The sequence below is a fragment of the Duganella sp. AC237 genome, assembly GCF_979254035.1.
In genome coordinates this window covers 3,400,819-3,414,298 of sequence record NZ_CEEDEW010000003.1, presented here as the reverse complement: position 1 = coordinate 3,414,298, position 13,480 = coordinate 3,400,819, and the positions used below count along the sequence as shown (strand labels likewise).

Sequence of the window (13,480 nt, the reverse complement as noted above, 5' to 3'; positions counted from 1 at the left end):
ACTGTTTGTCACTTCAATTTTACGCAGCCAGCCGCTGAAACCAGTCACTGGCTGCGTCCATCGGCGCGCATTCAAGGCCTTTGAAAACGCAACGTGTTCTTGGTCTCCAGGCAAGGGCCGCCGGAAAATTGCTGGTTCAGGACTCGTATTCATCCTAGTCATTGCTGGGCAGGCCCGACGTCCATACCATCGTATGAGGCCAAAGCATGATTGCTTGCGAAGGAAGAAAGCGCCGCGTTGCGCAGAAGCAGACTTTCAACGGAATGTGTCTCTACGCGCTCAACTTGCAGCCACCAGAGATCGCCATCCAGGGGGCTCTTTTTGTCCGAAAGGTAGATTTTTACGACGCGATAGCCTAAGCGCGATAGATCTTTTGACGCCGCTTCCAATGGCTGTCGCGAAGGATTCGTAAAGAAATAGCTCCACAGCATATCCCGGGACATGTCCCATTTCGTCTGCTTCGAAATGTTCGCAAACATCTGTTGCAGCTGTTCGCGAGAACCACCGCCCTGCGCGCTGGCTTGCTGTGGGAGCGCGATCGACAATAAGATCACCATGAAAAAATTCAGTGGTATAGCTATTTTCATCAGTTATCCTAAGAGTCAGCCCCTCGGACGAGGGTATTGAGTTGCCAAAACAGGCAGCATTCATCGCAGCCCTTCTTCACCGCATCCATCTCATGCTCCGCTCCAGGTCGCATCACGCGAGGCTCAGTATATTTCGCGGCGCAGGCGCTGCATTTGCATGTCGTGCCGTTCGACCCAGCGGCGGGCTTCGTCCAGCTGCCACTCCACGCGGCGGATGTAGTCGATCAGCTCGCGCCGCTCCTGCTCTCGGCGGCGGTCTTGTTTTTTGCTCTCTTCGTTGACTTGGCGGTCCTTGGCGTCCTGCGCGCCGCGTATGTCGCGTTCAAGGCGACCCAGGCGCCGGTTGGCGTCGTACAGGCGACTTTCCAGATCGTTGACGTCGTTGAGTGCCTGCGCGCGTTTCATCGCCGCCACTTCGAAATCCTGGCCGCTGACGTAGGCGCGCTTTAGCTGGTTCCGCAGCTCGCCACGGCATACCTCCACCGCCATGCCGGTGTTGGCGCGCCCGCGTTCGAAGGCATTCTCCGGCACGCAGTATTTGGCGTTCTGCTCTTCCCACGCCTTGGTGTAGACATCGCGCGTCGACGGGATGACAAACACGCCGTCGCGCGAGGCGCTGGCCATGCGCTCTTCCAGCATGAACGGTTTGCCATAGCCGTCTTCCAGGCCCGCCGAGCGCCAGTGGTCGTCAAGACGCTTTTCCCAGGCCTTGCGGTATTCGGATTCGAACACCTTCAACCCTTTTTGACGCGCCTCTTTGCCGCGTGTGCCGAACTCCTTGCCGCTGACGGCATCCTGCGCGCCGAGGTTGCGCCAGTAGTTGACGATCTCCGCATTCCAGGCGGTGCGGTACACGTCCTCCTGCACCTGCACCCCGGCGTCGCGAGCGGCTGCGGCGCGGTCGCGGAAGCGGCTGTCCGGCGTGCCGTTGCGCGCGTCGGTGAATCCGGCGTCCTGCCAGAAGGTGCGGTTGCCGGCGTGCCAGCCGTTGGTATAGGCCGCTTCGTCGAAGCGCAATTGCGCGGTGGCGGCACGCGCCCGGCTGTCCTCCTTCTTCGTCAGCGGCAGGCCTTCGGCGCCTTCGCGCTTGCCGATGTCTTCCCAATATTGGGAGTTCCCCTTCAACCAGCCCTCGTCGTAGGCCGCCTGATTTAGCGGCGTTTTACGCTTGCGAACTTCTTCGCCGGCCGCCCGCACCGCGTACTGCGATTGCTGCAATCCCTTGGCGCCGTCGATGGCGCCGACGGCCGACCACATCTCCCGGTTGCCCTGCTCCCAGCCGGCCGTGTAGCGCGCGCCGGCATCGGAGCCAGCGGGCTTTTTGTCGTCGCCGTGATCGTCGCAGAAGTCCTTGCGGTCGGCGAAGGTCGGCGGCGCGCCGTCAAGGCCGTCCGTCCGGCCGATCTGGTTCCAGTCCCCGGTCTTGCAAGCTTCTATGCGCTGCTTCATCGACGCGCCGCAGCCTCCCAGCATCAACGGCAAAACAAGCATCATCGACAGCAGGCGGGCAATAGAGATCATAAGGTTCACGAATGAGTTTTTAGCGGCGAGATTATAGACCCGTAGATTAAATAGATGATAATCTTAGAGTGTCTAAATAGAAAGATCAAAATCTTGCGCGTACTCGCTATCGATGCCTTCCGTGGCATCACCATCCTGGTCATGATCTTTGTGAACACGCTGGCGGGCGTGAGCGGGATGCCGCCTTGGATGGGGCATGTGGCGGCCGGTGTCGACGGCATGACTTTTCCGGACGTGGTCTTCCCGGCGTTTCTATTCATTGTCGGCATGTCGATACCGTTCGCGATGGCGCAGCGCCAGGCGGCGGGCGATAACGGCTGGAAGTTATGGCGGCACGTGCTGGCCCGCGCCGCTGGCATGCTGGTGTTCGGCGTCTTCATGGTCAACGCGGAAGCGGGCTACAACGAGGCGGCGATGGGGATGACCATCCACGTTTGGTCGCTGCTGTTTTACGCCTGCGCGATACTCGTATGGGCTGTCTACCGCTTCGAAAACAAGCGGCTGGTCCTCGCGCTGCGGCTGGCCGGCATCGTGGGACTTGTCGCGCTGGCGCTGGTTTTTCGCGGCGGGCCCGATGGCACCGAGAGATTGTCGCCGCAATGGTGGGGCATACTAGGGCTGATCGGCTGGGCGTACCTGTACGCGACCATCGCCTGGCGACTGACGCGCGCGCGTCCGCTGCCGATCGCGCTGACGATCCTCGCCTGCGTGGCCTGGTACTGTGTGTTCAACACCAATGCGGCGCAGCCCTCGGCGCTGTGGAAGCTGCTGGGCGCGCAGTCCGGCAATGCGATCCACACCGCCATCGCGCTGTGCGGCGTGCTGACAACCACGATCTTCTTCAGCGATGGCCGGCCGCGCGCGCAGCGTTTCGGCAAGGCGCTGTTGTTCGCGGCGGCACTGGCGGCGTTGGCGTTCGCGCTGCGTCCCTGGTTCACGATATCGAAAATCGCCGCGACCCCGAGTTGGGCGCTGTACAGCGCGGCGATCTGCGTGCTGCTGTTCGCGGCGATGTACTGGCTGGTGGACGTTAAACAGCAGCGCGGCTGGGTGGCGTTTTTTCGCCCGGCCGCCGCCAATCCCCTGCTTACCTACATCCTGCCCTTCATCATCTTCTCGCTGATGGAGACGCTGAACCTGGCTTTTCCTTCCATGCTGGGCGCCGGCATGCCGGGACTATTCTGGGCGGTGGTCTACGCCCTGATCGTCATGGCGCTGGTCGCTGGCCTCAACCGCCTGCACATCAAACTGCAACTCTAACAAACATCCATGCGCATAAACTCAATCGACGCCGTACGCGGCCTGACCGTGGCCGCCATGCTCCTGGTGAACAACGCCGGCGACTGGTCAAACATCTACCCCTGGTTCGAGCACGCCCACTGGCATGGCTGCACGCCGGCGGACTTGATCTTTCCCACGTTCCTGCTGATCGTCGGCGTGTCGCTGCACCTGGCGCTGGGCCGGCAGCTGGAAGCCGACGCCGGTCCGCTCGCGCGCAAGGCCCTGGCGCGCGCGGTGCTGCTGCGCGGTGCGCGCATCTTCCTGCTCGGTCTCGCCCTCAACGCCATCTCAACGCTGATGATGGATGGACGGCCATTCCGCCTGCTCGGCGTGCTGCAGCGGATCGGCATCTGCTTTGCGGTGGCGGGCCTGCTCGCCATCTACGTGCGCGGCGCGCGGGCGCAGTGGGCCTTCCTGGCCGCGATACTGCTCGGGTATTGGGGAATGCTGGTCGCCGGCGGTTCGCTGGAGCCGAACCTGAATCTGGCCGACCGCATCGACAGCGCGCTGCTCGGCCCACTGTCCTATCAATACGATGCGGCGACGGGACTGGCGCACGAACCCGAAGGCATCTTGAGCACCTTGCCGTCGCTGGCGACGGTCATCCTCGGTTTGCGGGCGGGCGCCTGGCTGCGCGACGGCCGGATTCGCCAGCTCGCCATAGGCGGCGTCGTCGCGCTGGCCGTCGGCGGCGCGTGGTCGCTGCTGCTGCCGCTGAACAAACAACTGTGGACGTCGTCATTCGTCCTGTGGACGGGCGGTTTCGGCATACTGGTCATCGCGCTTGCGTATCAGTTGATCGACGTGCGCGGCTGGCCGCCGCTAGGGCGCGCGATGGGCATTAACGCCATCGCCGCCTACGCCGGATCGTGGATCGCTACCTGTCTGCTGGCCTACAGCGGCGTCCTGGCGCCGCTCTATCAAAATGTGTTCGGCACGCCGATCGCGCCGCTGCTCGGGCCGGCGGCGGCGTCGCTGGCTTTCGCGGCGTGCTTCACGGCCGTCTTCTGGCTGGCGGCGGTGTATGCGGAAAAACGTGGTTGGCGCGTCACGATTTGACCAATTTTGCTTCTAATCCAGATCAAGAAGAAAGCAATGATTCGCTATAATCCAACGTCCTTAACAACACTGAAGAAGGCTTCGGATGATCAAGCGTTTGCGTAGTTCCATCGCGGCCAGCGTGCTGCTGCCGTTGCTGGCCTGCCTGTCCGGAGCGGCCGTGGCCGACACCTTCGAGACCATCGAGTCGGCGCCGCTGAAGGAGGTTTGGCTTAATGGCGGCTTTTACTCGTATCACTTCGACCGCGATAAGGATTTGAACGATAGTAATCCGGGCTTAGGGGCGGAATATCGGTTTTCGACCGTGGCGTCGGCGACCGCCGGGCGCTTTTATAACAGCGACCGCGCGTATTCGAACTATATCGGCGTGTATTACCAGCCGTTCAAAGTCGGCCCGGTGAGGCTGGGGGCGGTGGTGGGAGGGTTTAACGGCTATCCGAAGATGCGCGATGGCGGCTGGTTCCCGGCCGTGATACCGACCGCCAGCTTTGAATATAGAAGCGTGGGGGTCAATGTCGCCTTTGTGCCGAAGTACAAGGACCGCTTATACGGCGCGCTGTCGATCCAGCTGAAGTTGAAGGTGTTTGATTAGCCTTGGCCATCGGCTAATGCATGGGTCAACGGGACGCACGCATGGCGGATTACGCTACGCTAATCCGCCCTACGTGGTTCCGTTGTTATTCAAGCCCGCTGTCCAGGCTTGAATATTCCCGCTTTAATGCCGCGACTTCGACGATACGGCGATCTGGTCGAGGATGTGCTTCGGCACCGCCGCGTAGTGCTTGAACTCCATCGTGTACGTTGCGCGCCCTTGCGTGAGCGATCGCAACGTCGTCGAGTAGCCGAACATTTCCGCCAGCGGCACCAGCGCCCGGATGATCTTGCCTCCGCCGCCGGGAATCTCGTCCATCCCCTGCACCATGCCGCGCCGCGCCGTCAGGTCGCCCATGGCATTGCCCATGAACTCTTCCGGCGTTTCCACCTCGACCTGCATCATCGGCTCCAGCAGCACCGGATCGGCCCGCTTCATGCCATCCTTGAACGCCATCGAGCCCGCCATGCGGAAGGCGTTTTCGTTCGAGTCGACATCGTGGTACGAACCGAAAGTCAACGTCACCTTGACGTCGACCACCGGATAGCCGGCCAGCACGCCACTGCGCAAGGTTTCCTGGACGCCCTTGTCGACGGCCGGAATGTACTCGCGCGGCACCACGCCGCCCTTGATGGCGTCGACGAACTGATAGCCCTTGCCCGGCTCCATCGGTTCCAGGGTCAGCACCACGTGGCCGTACTGACCCCGTCCGCCGGACTGCTTGACGAACTTGCCTTCGACATCGCTGGCGGCCTTCTGGATGGTTTCGCGGTAGGCCACCTGCGGCTTGCCCACCGTCGCCTCGACGCTGAACTCGCGCCGCATGCGGTCCACCAGAATCTCCAGGTGCAGCTCGCCCATGCCGGACATGATGGTCTGGCCCGACTCCTCGTCCGTGTGCACGCGGAAGGACGGGTCCTCCTGCGCCAGGCGATTGAGCGCGATGCCCATCTTTTCCTGGTCGGCCTTGGTCTTCGGTTCGACCGCCTGCGAGATCACCGGTTCCGGGAAAATCATCTTTTCCAGCACGATGACATGGTCCGGCGAGCTCAAGGTGTCGCCGGTGGTCACGCCCTTCAGGCCGACGGCGGCGGCGATGTCGCCGGCGTACACTTCCTTGATCTCCTTGCGCTCGTTGGCGTGCATTTGCAGGATGCGGCCCAGGCGCTCCTTCTGGCTCTTGGTCGGGTTGTAGACCGTGTCGCCGGAATTGACCACGCCCGAATACACGCGGAAGAACGTCAACTGGCCGACGAACGGATCGGTCATGATCTTGAAGGCGAGCGCCGAGAACGGGTCGGCGTCGCTCGGATGCCGCTCGATCGGGTTGTCGTCCTCGTCGGTGCCGGCGATCGCCGGCACGTCCAGCGGCGACGGTAGATACTCCACCACCGCATCCAGCATTGCCTGCACGCCGCGATTCTTGAACGCGCTGCCGGCCAGCATCGGCACGATCTCGTTGCGGATGGTGCGCAGGCGCAGCCCGGTCTTGATCTCTTCCTCGGTCAGCACGCCGCCGTCCAGATACTTCTCCAGCAGCTCGGGCGTACCTTCGGCGGCGGCCTCGACCATCTTGTCGTGCCACTCCTGGGCCAGCGACTGCAGATGGGCGGGAATATCCTCGTAGGTGAACTTGACGCCCAGGCTCTCGTCGTCCCAGTTAATGGCGCGCATCTTCACCAGATCGACGACGCCATGGAAATTATCCTCGGCGCCGAGCGGAATCTGGATCGGCACGGCCACGCCCTTCAAGCGGTTGGCCACCTGTTCGCGCACGCGGAAGAAGTCTGCGCCGACGCGGTCCATCTTGTTGACGAAGGCGATGCGCGGCACTTTGTACTTGTTGGCCTGGCGCCAGACGGTTTCCGATTGGGGCTGCACGCCGCCGACCGCGTCATAGACCATGACGGCGCCGTCGAGCACGCGCATCGACCGTTCGACTTCGATCGTGAAGTCGACGTGGCCCGGCGTGTCGATGATGTTGATGCGGTGCTCGGCGAAGTTGCCGGCCATGCCTTTCCAGAAGGCGGTGGTGGCGGCCGAGGTGATGGTGATCCCGCGTTCCTGCTCCTGCTCCATCCAGTCCATCGTCGCGGCGCCATTGTGCACCTCGCCGATCTTGTGATTGACGCCGGTATAAAACAGGATGCGCTCCGTCGTGGTGGTCTTGCCAGCGTCGATGTGCGCGCTGATGCCAATGTTGCGGTAACGCTCGATGGGGGTCTTGCGGGTCATCACAAATCTCCTTGAACACTTCGTGTCTTTAAGCCTTGGGTAGTCTCAAGTGCGGCGATAGTTGCCGAAATCAAGCCCGGAAATACTTTCCTAATGTGCGACATACCTAACGGCAAGTAATGTAGTCTGTGTAATAAACTGCAAGCTTACATCTCACCTGGAAAAAATGCATGGTACCCCGACGTAAAACCGCCCTCCTCCTCTCCTTAGGCATGGGACCGGCTCTGGCTTTAGCACAGTCCGCACCGCCCCAGCCGGCCGATCTCGAATTGCGCATCGAACGCTGCGCGGTCCTTGGCGACGCCAGCGCCCGCCTTGCCTGTTACGATGGCCTGGCCCGCACCACGCCGACCAAGCAGGCCGCCGGCGGCGCCGCCGTCGGCGTGCCGGACCCTGGCAACGACAGCAAGATCGTCAACGGCGCGGTGGTGCCTGCCAGCACCCAGCCGGCCGAACCGCCGGCGGCGCCGGCCGACGCGCCGATCCCGGCCAAGGTCGCCGAACTGACGACCATTCCGCCGCAGGACAAGGTCTCGCGCATGGTGCAATGGTGGGAGCTGGACCGTTCGGCCAAGCGCGGCGTGTTCAACTTCCGGCCGCACCGCGACAATTACCTGTTATTGGCAAATTACAGCACCAGCAACAACGATACGCCGTTCCAGGAATTCTCGCCCGATGGCCTGAAATCCAAGCACGTCGAATTGATGTACCAGCTCAGCTTCAAGATGAAGATGATCGAGCAAGCCTTCGGCTGGCCGGTCGACCTGTGGTTCGGCTACACGCAGGAAAGCTTCTGGCAGGCGTACAACCGTTCCGAATCGAGTCCGTTCCGCGAGACCAACTACCAGCCCGAGCTGATGTTGACCACGCCGCTGGCGCTCAATCTGGGCGGCGTCGACGTGCGCTTCCTGACGTTGGGTCTGGTGCACCAGTCGAACGGCCAGACCTCGACCTTGTCGCGCAGCTGGAACCGCGTCTATGCGCAGGTGGGTGCCGAGAAAGGCAACTTCGCGGTCAATTTCCGCCTCTGGCACAGGCTGGATAATGCGCGCTCGGACAACGACAACATCGACATCACCGATTACCTCGGCCATGGCGATCTGAACGCCAGCTATCGTTTCGACGGGCATGAATTGTCGGTGACGGCGCGGCGCAACTTCCACACCAACCATGGCGGCCTGCAAGCCGGCTGGGCGTTCCCGGTGTCGGCCAACCTGAAGGGATATGTGCAAGTTTTCAGCGGTTACGGCCAAAGTTTGATCGACTATAACTATGCGCAAAAATCCATCGGCGGTGGCTTCAAGGTCGATTTTTGATGTAGTGCCATGCGGGATGCGTTGAGCCTCTCAACGCCCCGGCGAACCGCGCAGGATGCGCGCCGGTAGCAGCACCACGGCGCGCAGCAGTTCGAACACCCCCTCCACGCCGATCCCGATCAGCCTGAACGGCAAGGTCAGCAGCCAGAACACCGGATACAGCAGCAGCGCCAGCAAGGCCAGCGGCCAGCAGAGAAACAGCAGAACCAGCCACAGCACAAAACTCAGCATGAGACGCCCCCGATCCAGTGATGCGATTGACAATGCTGTCACTGTAGAAGGTAGGGGCGTTGCGGGCAATTTCCGTGCGACCAACTGCGTTTAAACGCGATCAATCGCAGGAATTAGGGGATAAACGGCGGAGAAAACCGGACTGTATCAGCCCGGCTGCGGGCCCGGCTACTGGCCCAGGCAGATAATCTTGGTGACGTACTCGTGGGCGTTCGGCTTCTTCTTGCCGGCCCAGGCGATCGCCTCGTTGGCCTGCTCGATGGTCAGGATCGACGCCTTTTCCTTGGACTTGATGAAGGATACGCCCTCAAAGGCACCCTCCTTGCTGCGCATGACTTTGGCGAACACGGGCGGTTTGGTCTCGCCGTCGGCGATCTTGTTTTGCTGGATGAGGTAGCGCTGGTCGTTCTGTTCCATATATCTCTTTCTGTAAAAGACGAAATATACGCTCCAGAACGACCTTCGTGGGGACTTTTTAAGCGTAGGCGGCGATGCCCGTAGCCGGCTGCGTCACGGTCTCGTGCAGGATTTCGGCGCGCAGCGCGGCCTGCAGCGAGGGGATCGAGCCCCCCGCGCGGTACTGGAAGCTGACTTGCAGCACGTCGCCCTGTTTGGCCTTGATCGGCATCGCCAGCGGCAAGGTCATGTAGTGATTCAGCCAGTCGATGGTGGTCGAACGCTCGGCCACCACGGCCAGCACGTTTTTGGTCACGAAGCGCATGGCGCTGATTTCGCCGGCCTTCTCGATGACGAACTTGCCCTGCCAGGCGTAGGCCAGCTCGTTGGGTTGGTTGAAGTCGATGATGCTGTAGACGGCCGGCTGCGCCGCCTCGACGGTGCCCGGATAGACCACGTTGGTCTCCTGGAACTGGACGATGGGCGCATAAAAGCTCTCGAAGTCATACTCCTGCTGCACCGGCTGCACCGCCATGATCACCGCTTCCGGCAGGAACACCGGCAGCGGGCCGCCAAAGCGCTCCAGGTAGCGGCGCTTGAACGACTCGATCACCTCGACCTGCTTTTCGCGCAGCATGGCCACGTGGATCATCTCGCAGATGACGACGTCCACCGGCTCCGGCGGCAGGTATTCGAAGGCGTCCGCGTGCACCACCTCGACCTTTTCGCCGTTGGGATTGAGCGCCAGCATCTTGCGCGCCTCCTTGACCATGTCCGGGTTGAACTCGACGCAATACACCTTCTCGGCCTTGGCCGCAGCGAACCAGGACAGCACGCCGGTGCCGCCGCCCAGCTCGAGCACTTTGGCGCCGGGCTTGACCGCGTAATCGATGGCCGACTTGAAACCGTGCATACGGTTCTGATCCATCAGCATATTGTGATGGTAGTGGACTGGAATGAACTGCCCCAGATAGCAGCTTTCGATTTCGCGTTCGTTCAGCATGGTTTCCCTTGGTTGTGGCGCATTGTGCTTTGATGCAATACGGTGAACCTATTATCGTGAAGATTGTCCAACTATAAATGGGGGAGCTAGGTGGGAAACCCCTGCCAGTTCTGCTTATTCGCAAGAAAGTTATCAGAAACTGTATTCAATTATATTATAGCGGCCCGCTGCACGAAAGTTGGCCATGACGTCAAGACTTGCGAACTGCCTCATTTGATCTATACTTCCGTCTCAAAGGAGACAACTCATGTCAAATCCCAAGACCGTTGCAAAGCATGCGGCAGCTTCCAGCGCTGCTCGCATTAAAGCCACAGCGGCGACCTGCGGCAACTTTGCCCTAGCGAGCACCACGGCGCCGGAGGACACCCGCCAAAGCGCCACTAGCGTCGCCGGTGAGCAGCTTTATCGCGTCGATCCACAGGCGCGCATTGCGATGATCAGACAGGGTATTCCTGCGTCGATGATCGGCAACCTTTCGTCGCGCATGGGCATGAGCAAGGAAACTTTGCTGTCCAGCCTGGGCTTGTCGCGCGCGACGATCAGCCGCAAAGAGAAGGACGCCACAGTGCTGTCGAAGGATGAATCGGAACGGGTCCTAGGCGTCGAAACCCTAATCGGCATGGTGCAAACCATGGTCGAGCAGTCCGGCGATCCGACCGGGTTCGACGCCGCACGCTGGGTGTCGGCGTGGCTCACCAAGCCATTACCTGCGCTGGCTGGCGAGACGCCGGCGAGTTACATGGATACCTTCGAGGGCCAGAAACTGGTCGCCGAGTTGCTGTCTATGAGCCAGAGCGGAGCCTACGCGTGAGCGTGCCGGTCTGGCGGATCGCGGTCGAGGCGCCAACTTACGCAGCCAATGATTTGAGCGGCACCGGCGCCAAGACGACGGGCGGGCGTTGGACTAGCAAAGGTACAGCGGTGGTCTACTGCGCCGCGAACATCGCTCTGGCCACCCTTGAGACGGTCCATTATTTGCGTGGCGGCAGCCTACCATTCAATCGCTACCTCGTGCGCGTCGACATTCCGGATGACGTATGGGCCGCGCGCCATGTGCTCGCGCCGCTGCCCGGCGGATGGGATGCGGTCCCAGTTGGAATGAGCGCCAGGGCGGCGGGCGACGCCTGGATTGCGGCTGGCGCGACGGCCCTCCTGCAGGTGCCATCGGTAATCGTACCGGACGAATACAACATACTGATCAATCCGCTGCACGGCGACGCTGCCGCCGCCGTCGCGACCACCCTAAAGCGCTGGATCTATGACCCCCGGTTCCTTGCCTGACTAAGCAATCCCGGCGCCGGGGCGGTGGGAAAGTGCAGCGCCACAGGCGTTACCAAACCCGAACCGCTACACTTAACGCTGGGCCTTAGCCGCCAGGAACGCGTTGATCTTTTTGGCAATCCACGGCTTGTCCGCCTTCAGCGCGAACTCTGCCGCCGTGAGCTTGAAGCCGCGATCCTTCAGCGTGGCGTCGGCGCCTCGCTCCAACAGCAACTCCACCACCTGCTCCGCGCCTTCGCGCGCCGCCATCATCAACGGCGTCATCCCGGACGGCGATTCGGCGTCGATGTAGGCATGCTGCTCCAGCAGGATGTTGGTGATCTCCACACTGCCGGCCGCGGCCGCGTAATGCAACGCGGTCCAGCCCTTTTGATTGACGTGCGCGCCGCGCTTGATCATGTCCAGCACCACCGGCTTATTCTGGCGGAATGCCGCCATCATCAACGCGGTGTTGCCGTTGGGCGCCTTGGCTTCCAGGTCGATACCGGGCTGATCCATAAGCACGGTGGCGACCTTGACCGCGTCGTGCCGCATCGCCAGGATCAGGCCGGTCTCGCCGCTGGGGTCGCGAACGTTGGGATTAAGGCCGCGCGCCAGCACTTTCTTGACGCCCCCGACATAGTCGACCTGCACGGCGCGGAAGAAGTCCACCTCGTCGTCCGTCTGGTCGGCGGCGGAGGCCGGCAGGGCCGCCGCAACGGCAAGCACTCCCAGCAGGAAACGGCGGCGGGCTGTCTGTAGAATCAACATGAGCTTTTTACGCCACGACGTTGAATAATTTGAAGAAATTGGCGGACGTCTGTTCCGCCACTTGCTCCACCGGTATGCCTTTGAGCTTGGCGATATATTCGCCCACGTGGGCGACGAAGCCGGGCTCGTTCATCTTGCCCCGGTGCGGCATCGGCGCCAGATACGGCGAATCGGTCTCGATCAGGATGCGCTCCAGCGGCACTTCCAGCGCCACCGCCTGCAAGTCCTTCGCGCTTTTGAAGGTGACGATGCCCGAGAACGAGATGTAAAAGCCCATCTCGATGGCCGCGCGCGCCACTTCCAGCGATTCCGTAAAGCAGTGCATGACGCCCGCGACGCCGCCGGCCTCGGTGCCGGCGCCCTCCTCGCGCATGATGCGGATGGTGTCCTCGCTGGCCGCGCGTGTGTGAATAATCAAGGGCTTACGCGTGATTCTTGATGCTTTGATGTGCGTGCGAAAACGCTCGCGCTGCCACTCCAGGTCGCCCTGCAGGCGGAAGTAATCCAGGCCGGTCTCCCCGATGGCGATGATTTTCGGATGGTTGGACAGTTCGACCAATTGTTCGACGCTAGGTTCGGGCGTGTCTTCGTAATCGGGATGCACGCCGCACGAGGCGTAAATGTGCGGGTATTCCTTGGCCAGCGCCAGCACTTGTGGGAAATCCGGCAAGTCGACCGATACGCACAACGCGTGGGTCACCTTGTTGTTGGCCATCTTGGCCAGGATCTCGGGCATGCGAGCAGCCAGCTCGGGGAAATTAATATGGCAATGGGAGTCGATAAACATGGCGATATTGTACCTCGGACGGGGCAGGCGCATCGGCGCGGCACTTCGCAAAAACGCCTACAAGGTATGCGTGGCGCGCGACGACCGCAGCGCGGCGCCAAGGATTTCCTCGATCCGCAGCCGCGCGCGCTGCCCGCTCTCGTCGTCGGGGAAATGCACGCCGATGCCCTGCGCCTTGTTGTTGTGTGCGCCGGGCGGGGTGATCCAGGCCACCTTGCCGGCGATCGGGTATTTGTTGAGGTCGTCCATCAACGCCAGGATGAGGTAGATTTCGTCGCCCAGCTTGTACGGCTTTTGCGTCGGCACGAACATGCCGCCGTTCTTGAGGAAAGGCATGTAGGCGGCGTACAGCGCCGCCTTTTCCTTGATTGCCAGCGACAACACCGTCGGCCGCGCGATGGGCGCGGCGCTCGGGTCGACGGGGCTGGCAGCGGACATGGA

General features: G+C 61.7%; 15 protein-coding genes. 6 read left to right on the top strand and 9 right to left on the bottom strand.

All coding sequences use genetic code 11. From position 1 onward, the window contains the following. Window positions 1–158: 158 nt before the first annotated feature. The gene (locus AC0IYS_RS15380; RefSeq protein ID WP_471705958.1) at window positions 159–587 is read right to left on the bottom strand and encodes a ribonuclease E inhibitor RraB; all 429 of its coding nucleotides are present in this window, start codon (window positions 585–587) and stop codon (window positions 159–161) included. 123 nt (window positions 588–710) lie between these two features. Continuing rightward, on the bottom strand, window positions 711–2,108 hold the full coding sequence (locus tag AC0IYS_RS15375; protein ID WP_471705957.1) for a DUF2799 domain-containing protein: 1,398 nt from the start codon (window positions 2,106–2,108) through the stop codon (window positions 711–713). A gap of 93 nt (window positions 2,109–2,201) precedes the next feature. Between AC0IYS_RS15375 and AC0IYS_RS15370 the strand changes: the two genes are divergently transcribed. The 3 genes from AC0IYS_RS15370 to AC0IYS_RS15360 all read left to right on the top strand — a co-directional run bounded on the left by AC0IYS_RS15370 (window position 2,202) and on the right by AC0IYS_RS15360 (window position 5,040). Next, a complete protein-coding gene (locus AC0IYS_RS15370) occupies window positions 2,202–3,368 on the top strand; it encodes a DUF5009 domain-containing protein (RefSeq protein WP_471705956.1) in 1,167 nt (388 codons plus the stop codon). A 9-nt stretch (window positions 3,369–3,377) separates the two neighbouring features. Then, entirely contained in the window at window positions 3,378–4,448 is a 1,071-nt protein-coding gene (locus AC0IYS_RS15365; RefSeq protein WP_471705955.1) for an acyltransferase family protein, read from the top strand. An 85-nt stretch (window positions 4,449–4,533) separates the two neighbouring features. Further along, window positions 4,534–5,040 (top strand): hypothetical protein, encoded by a 507-nt coding sequence (locus AC0IYS_RS15360; RefSeq protein WP_471705954.1) that lies wholly within the window; start codon window positions 4,534–4,536, stop codon window positions 5,038–5,040. A gap of 123 nt (window positions 5,041–5,163) precedes the next feature. Here the strand turns inward: AC0IYS_RS15360 and fusA are convergent, their stop codons facing one another. After that, complete coding sequence (gene fusA, locus AC0IYS_RS15355) at window positions 5,164–7,275, bottom strand: elongation factor G (protein WP_471705953.1); 2,112 nt, start codon at window positions 7,273–7,275, stop codon at window positions 5,164–5,166. Window positions 7,276–7,544: 269 nt separating this feature from the next. Here fusA and AC0IYS_RS15350 point away from each other — a divergent pair, with 269 nt between their 5' ends. Beyond that, complete coding sequence (locus AC0IYS_RS15350) at window positions 7,545–8,591, top strand: phospholipase A (protein ID WP_471705952.1); 1,047 nt, start codon at window positions 7,545–7,547, stop codon at window positions 8,589–8,591. A 30-nt stretch (window positions 8,592–8,621) separates the two neighbouring features. Here the strand turns inward: AC0IYS_RS15350 and AC0IYS_RS15345 are convergent, their stop codons facing one another. The 3 genes from AC0IYS_RS15345 to AC0IYS_RS15335 all read right to left on the bottom strand — a co-directional run bounded on the left by AC0IYS_RS15345 (window position 8,622) and on the right by AC0IYS_RS15335 (window position 10,221). After that, window positions 8,622–8,822 carry a hypothetical protein gene (locus tag AC0IYS_RS15345; RefSeq protein WP_090318760.1) on the bottom strand — a complete coding sequence of 67 codons (201 nt, stop codon included), beginning with the start codon at window positions 8,820–8,822 and terminating at the stop codon, window positions 8,622–8,624. A 168-nt stretch (window positions 8,823–8,990) separates the two neighbouring features. Further along, a complete protein-coding gene (locus tag AC0IYS_RS15340) occupies window positions 8,991–9,239 on the bottom strand; it encodes a hypothetical protein (RefSeq protein ID WP_090318763.1) in 249 nt (82 codons plus the stop codon). A gap of 58 nt (window positions 9,240–9,297) precedes the next feature. Beyond that, window positions 9,298–10,221 carry a methyltransferase domain-containing protein gene (locus tag AC0IYS_RS15335; protein WP_471705951.1) on the bottom strand — a complete coding sequence of 308 codons (924 nt, stop codon included), beginning with the start codon at window positions 10,219–10,221 and terminating at the stop codon, window positions 9,298–9,300. Between the two features lie 247 nt (window positions 10,222–10,468). On the opposite strand from AC0IYS_RS15335, the gene AC0IYS_RS15330 reads away from it, so the two are divergent. Together AC0IYS_RS15330 and AC0IYS_RS15325 are read left to right on the top strand one after the other, a co-directional pair. Continuing rightward, complete coding sequence (locus AC0IYS_RS15330; protein WP_471705950.1) at window positions 10,469–11,032, top strand: antitoxin Xre-like helix-turn-helix domain-containing protein; 564 nt, start codon at window positions 10,469–10,471, stop codon at window positions 11,030–11,032. Then, complete coding sequence (locus AC0IYS_RS15325) at window positions 11,029–11,502, top strand: RES family NAD+ phosphorylase (protein WP_471705949.1); 474 nt, start codon at window positions 11,029–11,031, stop codon at window positions 11,500–11,502. The genes AC0IYS_RS15330 and AC0IYS_RS15325 overlap by 4 nt, the downstream gene beginning before the upstream one ends. Window positions 11,503–11,574: 72 nt before the next feature. Here the strand turns inward: AC0IYS_RS15325 and AC0IYS_RS15320 are convergent, their stop codons facing one another. The 3 genes from AC0IYS_RS15320 to AC0IYS_RS15310 are packed head-to-tail and all read right to left on the bottom strand — an operon-like array spanning window position 11,575 to window position 13,477. After that, window positions 11,575–12,252, bottom strand: a complete 678-nt coding sequence (locus AC0IYS_RS15320) for an ankyrin repeat domain-containing protein (protein ID WP_471705948.1) — start codon at window positions 12,250–12,252, stop codon at window positions 11,575–11,577. Window positions 12,253–12,259: 7 nt separating this feature from the next. Next, entirely contained in the window at window positions 12,260–13,039 is a 780-nt protein-coding gene (locus tag AC0IYS_RS15315; protein ID WP_471705947.1) for a TatD family hydrolase, read from the bottom strand. A gap of 57 nt (window positions 13,040–13,096) precedes the next feature. Further along, the gene (locus tag AC0IYS_RS15310) at window positions 13,097–13,477 is read right to left on the bottom strand and encodes a PilZ domain-containing protein (protein WP_471705946.1); all 381 of its coding nucleotides are present in this window, start codon (window positions 13,475–13,477) and stop codon (window positions 13,097–13,099) included. Between the last annotated feature and the right edge of the window lie 3 nt (window positions 13,478–13,480).

What these genes read in the sequence shown, in the direction of transcription:
- AC0IYS_RS15315 (WP_471705947.1), bottom strand. Translation starts at nt 13,039, where the DNA reads ATGTTTATCGACTCCCATTGCCATATTAATTTCCCCGAGCTGGCTGCT.
- AC0IYS_RS15330 (WP_471705950.1), top strand. Translation starts at nt 10,469, where the DNA reads ATGTCAAATCCCAAGACCGTTGCAAAGCATGCGGCAGCTTCCAGCGCT.
- AC0IYS_RS15365 (WP_471705955.1), top strand. Translation starts at nt 3,378, where the DNA reads ATGCGCATAAACTCAATCGACGCCGTACGCGGCCTGACCGTGGCCGCC.
- AC0IYS_RS15340 (WP_090318763.1), bottom strand. Translation starts at nt 9,239, where the DNA reads ATGGAACAGAACGACCAGCGCTACCTCATCCAGCAAAACAAGATCGCC.
- AC0IYS_RS15345 (WP_090318760.1), bottom strand. Translation starts at nt 8,822, where the DNA reads ATGCTGAGTTTTGTGCTGTGGCTGGTTCTGCTGTTTCTCTGCTGGCCG.
- AC0IYS_RS15375 (WP_471705957.1), bottom strand. Translation starts at nt 2,108, where the DNA reads ATGATCTCTATTGCCCGCCTGCTGTCGATGATGCTTGTTTTGCCGTTG.
- fusA (WP_471705953.1), bottom strand. Translation starts at nt 7,275, where the DNA reads ATGACCCGCAAGACCCCCATCGAGCGTTACCGCAACATTGGCATCAGC.
- AC0IYS_RS15320 (WP_471705948.1), bottom strand. Translation starts at nt 12,252, where the DNA reads ATGTTGATTCTACAGACAGCCCGCCGCCGTTTCCTGCTGGGAGTGCTT.
- AC0IYS_RS15335 (WP_471705951.1), bottom strand. Translation starts at nt 10,221, where the DNA reads ATGCTGAACGAACGCGAAATCGAAAGCTGCTATCTGGGGCAGTTCATT.
- AC0IYS_RS15380 (WP_471705958.1), bottom strand. Translation starts at nt 587, where the DNA reads ATGAAAATAGCTATACCACTGAATTTTTTCATGGTGATCTTATTGTCG.
- AC0IYS_RS15310 (WP_471705946.1), bottom strand. Translation starts at nt 13,477, where the DNA reads ATGTCCGCTGCCAGCCCCGTCGACCCGAGCGCCGCGCCCATCGCGCGG.
- AC0IYS_RS15360 (WP_471705954.1), top strand. Translation starts at nt 4,534, where the DNA reads ATGATCAAGCGTTTGCGTAGTTCCATCGCGGCCAGCGTGCTGCTGCCG.